The 4,618-nt window shown below is 41.0% G+C and carries 4 protein-coding genes; all 4 read right to left on the bottom strand.

Features of this window, described 5'->3' with window-relative positions; all coding sequences use genetic code 11:
* Window positions 1-10: 10 nt before the first annotated feature.
* Complete coding sequence (locus OH458_RS21755; RefSeq protein WP_269979828.1) at window positions 11-1,015, bottom strand: Shedu immune nuclease family protein; 1,005 nt, start codon at window positions 1,013-1,015, stop codon at window positions 11-13.
* Window positions 1,016-1,180: 165 nt separating this feature from the next.
* Complete coding sequence (locus tag OH458_RS21750; RefSeq protein ID WP_269979827.1) at window positions 1,181-1,762, bottom strand: hypothetical protein; 582 nt, start codon at window positions 1,760-1,762, stop codon at window positions 1,181-1,183.
* A 737-nt stretch (window positions 1,763-2,499) separates the two neighbouring features.
* Window positions 2,500-3,345: a DUF6602 domain-containing protein gene (locus OH458_RS21740; RefSeq protein WP_269979826.1), complete on the bottom strand. Its 846-nt coding sequence runs from the start codon at window positions 3,343-3,345 to the stop codon at window positions 2,500-2,502.
* Between the two features lie 122 nt (window positions 3,346-3,467).
* Window positions 3,468-3,815 (bottom strand): DUF3024 domain-containing protein, encoded by a 348-nt coding sequence (locus OH458_RS21735; RefSeq protein WP_269979825.1) that lies wholly within the window; start codon window positions 3,813-3,815, stop codon window positions 3,468-3,470.
* Window positions 3,816-4,618 lie beyond the last annotated feature (803 nt).

Raw genomic sequence — 4,618 nt, 5'->3', positions numbered from 1 at the left:
TGCGTTTAATTTAAGAGACAAGTGCAAGCACATCTTTAGCTTTCTCAAACAACTCATCATATGTGATGACTTGAACACCCGACAAACTGCCTCTAAATAGCTCTAATGACTTTATTTTTATGGGGTCATCCATCTCTCTTTCTAAGTCACCAACCAAAACGACACATTTGGGGCTAAAAGCATTAAATGAACTATCATCATCTTTTAGCTTGTAATACTCTTTAAGAAGCTGCTCTTTATAATTTAGTACTTGAACAATACCACCACTCAACTCATCACTTACAGAATAAGCATTACCGCGATACTTCTTCCCAAGTAAATTCTTAACTGGCGTTTTGATCTCAACCATAACAACATTGTCGGTATGTTTGCTTGCATATATGAAATCGACTACGTTGCCTTTCTTATTACCAAGGGTCTTACCGCCCACGTAGCTTTTAGAGCCAAATTGAAATGAGCTATTAGGAAACACTTGGCTTAATACTGCTGGAGATTTAGTGAGTAATTGCTGCCAAAACTCTTCTGATGCGTTGTGCCTATTTTTCTCCCAGATGCTAACAGCTTCTTTTAAAGAAACCTCGGTATGCTCATCTAACTTGAAGTCAAATGGCTGCTCAGGAGCAATAGCTGCCTCTAGCGTTTTTAGATGCTTTAGCTTGGCTTCTCTCAGCCAATCAGCTGTATAAATCTCAGGTTGTTTATCTACTAAGCGATGGCAAGTGGGGCATAACAAGATTAAATTATCTTGTGAAACCAAACTCTCGACTGGAGTTTCAGGGTTATATCTTGCCCCTCGTTCAGCAAATGATTCGATTAGGGCAATTTCACCGATAAATGCATTGTCACCTATTGCTAATTCTCGCCTGCAATTAGCTAAAGAACACCGAGAACCACTAGTATGTACAAGAAGTTGACGCTGCATAGCGGAAATTTGTGGACGTATGTTAACTTGTGTTTTTCTAACAGTAGGTTTTCTCAGTTTTATTGGTTTAAATTCTTCCGATTCGATTCCCATCTTATTTCCTAATTTGACCATACAAATTTTTAGTGATCGAGCACATAACGCCCAATTAAGGGGTGAGCAACGTTACCACCCAAACCTAAAGCATTGTGCCATAAACACTAAAACTGAAGTAGAAGCAAAAATGCCAAGCGTTGGGAATCCCTCTTAAATTGTTTGTTATAAGGGTTTGAAGAGCGATGAATCTGACATTTCAGTATCGTAGTTGCAAACCTCAAACAAGTGCTCAACCGCTTCAAAGATTTCAAAAGCACTATCTTTGGTTGTTGTTAAAGGCGATTTAGAAAATTTTGAAACAACTTCCTTTGGTAAATCGAACGTAACATCACCATTTTCGTACTCTTGAAACTCAATATTAGCATCGGTAAAAAAGTCCTTGCTATGCGCAACTTCATTTCGCAACTTTACCAATTTAGATAGTGATTGATACACCTTGCTTTCATTATCTGTAATGAAGCCGCCAGAAGATAATAAAAAGCCAAGTGCATCTAGCTTTTTCATGAGATTCATCGATAAAAAAGCTGTCGCATGACGCTTATAGTCAGAGTTGGGAAAACGTTGGTGAGCCCACACTACTATTGCGTCATTTATTGTCGCTTCAAATGCTGCTGCAACCGTTAAGATAAAAGACAACTTATTAGGGTTTCTGGTCAGTTCAGCATCATCTATATGATTGAGTAGATAGCTTGAAGATTCGAGCAGATTTTTCCCTGATGTAACAATAAATGGAGTATTACTCATACTTTTTAGAACCCTTATAACGCCCTGTTAAGGTGTGAGCAACGTAATACCAAAGCTTCCGCATACCACCTTAAACACTAAAACCAACGCATGATAAAAATGCCACGCGTTGCGAATCACTCTTAAACAGTTTGTTATACGCACGAACGTTTAAGCCAAGATTTTATGCCAAGCCCCACTTTGAAACCATGATTTTTATGTGCTTTGATGCACCTAAGTCAGGCTTAGACTCACAGCGGCTTGTCACTGAAACCACTTGGAACAAACCGCGCCGCAGAAAACAGACCTGCAACACCAAAAAGCACTTTTGGAAAGACAATTTCACAATGTGGACTTTCAACAAACTCACTGAAACCACGTGGACTCACCACACCAGAGAAAGTGCCCTTTCAGCGAGTAAGTCGGCTTTTAAAAAGGCAAATTCACAGAGCTGAATCTCAGCGAAAAACGCAGCCTGGACTGACCCCGAAAAATCAGCACCAAAGAAGAAAACCATCACACAAACAGCAAGCTGAAAGTGAGCAAAGAACCAAGGAAAATTAAGATTGAAGCCGGAATATCTCGACGCCCAAACACCACGAATCAACGCTGAAAATCGCGATTTTTGACCTGAATTTTTAGGCTTTCTTCATATAGCGTATAACGCCGCATTAAGGTGTGAGCGGCGCTTGGCTATACTTGAGCGAAGCGAAACCGCCAAGCGTTGCGAATCACTCTTAAATGCTTTGTTAGCTTTATTAGAAATCGACTACCTCACAACTTAATTGCCCTTTCAAGTGCAAGGTCAGTTCTGGATATAGCACCGTCGTATCTTCAATAGCCATAGTCAAATAACGCACAAACAATGCAATATGACTGTTTGGGCTTTTTGGTGTTCTAAGTTGGACAGGAAGTGTATTACCATCAGGATCAGTAGGGTACATATAGGGCCTAGCGTCGCTAAGTTTATAAAGGTAAGTTCCTGACTTTATTGAGGTGATTAGGTTTACACGATGCCGAGGTTTAGAACTATCCCATGTTTTTTTCACACGCTCAGCTAATAGGCCACCGCTGCATTCCACTTCATCACATATTAAGAAGGTTACAATTTGATCTCTGATATCGTTATGTGGGTTAAAATCCCTAGGCCTGTTTGGTCGACAACTTGCGATTACAGCAGATGAAATCTTCTCTCGCATAATTTTAACGCAGCTCAGTTTTTGCAAAGCATCATCCAATATAGCGCCATTGACCTTAGACTTAACTTCACCAACAGCTATAACACACTCGATAGGGAAAAAGCGCTGCCCCTCTGGAGTATGAAAATAGGGACTATACTGCTTGTGATAAATAATCACATCGCACTGGTGGCTTACTATTCCATCCTGACCAATAATAAAACCTTGAGATACTCCATAGATATCAGGAAGAAATGCCCCAAGAAAATTTCTAATACATGACTCTCTATGCATTCCAAATTCACCCGGGTGAATCAGTCGACCAGTAGCTTCGTCAAGAAACAGGTCCTGAGCGTTATAGGAGAAATCATTAACAAATGCTTGTATTTGCGCCATTAGAAGCTTACCGATAATATTTGAGCTCATTTATTCCTCCAAAAGCTAACGCCGCATTAAGGTGTGAGCGGCGCTTGGCTATACTTGAGCGAAGCGAAACTGCCAAGCGTTGCGAATCACTCTTAAATGCTTTGTTATGTACGTGGTTGGTTCTATCCCCAGAAACACCCATAAGTATCGTCTTCCAATACTTCCAAGAAAGCTTCTAGAAGTTGAATCTCTGGAATTGGCTCATACGAATGCCATTTTTGGTCGGATTTCATCCAGTAAATTTTCCACGCGTCACGCGACTTATAATATTTGACTTTGGCAACTGGGCACTCGATTTTTTCGGATGGATCATTCCACTTAGGACGTATCTCGAAGATTTCGATGACTTGCCCCTCTAACCGATACCCAATATCAAGTTGGTTGCGGATCTCTTCTGGCGGCCGACAAGAATCAAGGTACTTCTCCACTGCCTTTCTGTAACGCTGTTGCTCTATTTCTGAAAATGCCATATCTATCACCTAACCCTCTAATTAAGCTAAGTTTACGACCTAATTTCATACGTTGGCTAGGTTAATTTTCGAGAAAGTACATAACGCCCAATTAAGGGGTGAACAACGCCTCCACCCAAACCTAAAGCATTGTGCCATAGACACTAAATTTGAAGTAGAAACAAAAATGCCAAGCGTTGTGAATCCCTCTTAAATTGTTTGTTATGTTTTACCACAAATGACTGATTTATTTGGCAAAGAACTGCGTTGTTAAACGTATTTCAAGAAGTGAATCACAAGCCAAACCTCACTTGACCCCCAGACGCACGAAACACCAAGCGCGTAATTCCACTTCCCTGCCCAATGAGGCAACCCGACAAACGTTCAACAAACGCCCTCTCTTTCCAACCAAAGCGCAGAACAATGACAAATTGCCGAGGCAACTGCCAAGCAGATATGCTGATTGGCAAATACGCTCAAAGCGACTTAGAGCCAGTGAAATTTGAAACCAACCGCTACGACCTGTAAATGAAGCAACCCGCGAACATTGACATGTTTTACGGGTTGAGGAGTTCACGATATTAGGCCGACAATGCGGATTTGCTGAGGCAACTCAGACGAACTGCCAAAGGGACAAAGAACATAGATCGAAGAAGCTTTAAGCCACTGAAATACAAGTAAACATAACGCCGCGTTAAGTAGTGAGCGACGCCTTAACATAACCTAAACCATTGTGCCGTAAACACAAAACTCAATTTGAACTGAGAATGCTATGCGTTGCGAATCTGCCTTAAACGCCTTGTTATGTGCTTACTCACTTGAGT

Origin of the sequence: Vibrio sp. MarTm2, from assembly GCF_027587055.1 — a bacterium.
Lineage (GTDB): Bacteria > Pseudomonadota > Gammaproteobacteria > Enterobacterales > Vibrionaceae > Vibrio > Vibrio sinaloensis_D.
The sequence above is the reverse complement of the archived record's forward strand: the minus strand, read 5'-3'. Positions and strand labels throughout refer to the sequence as shown.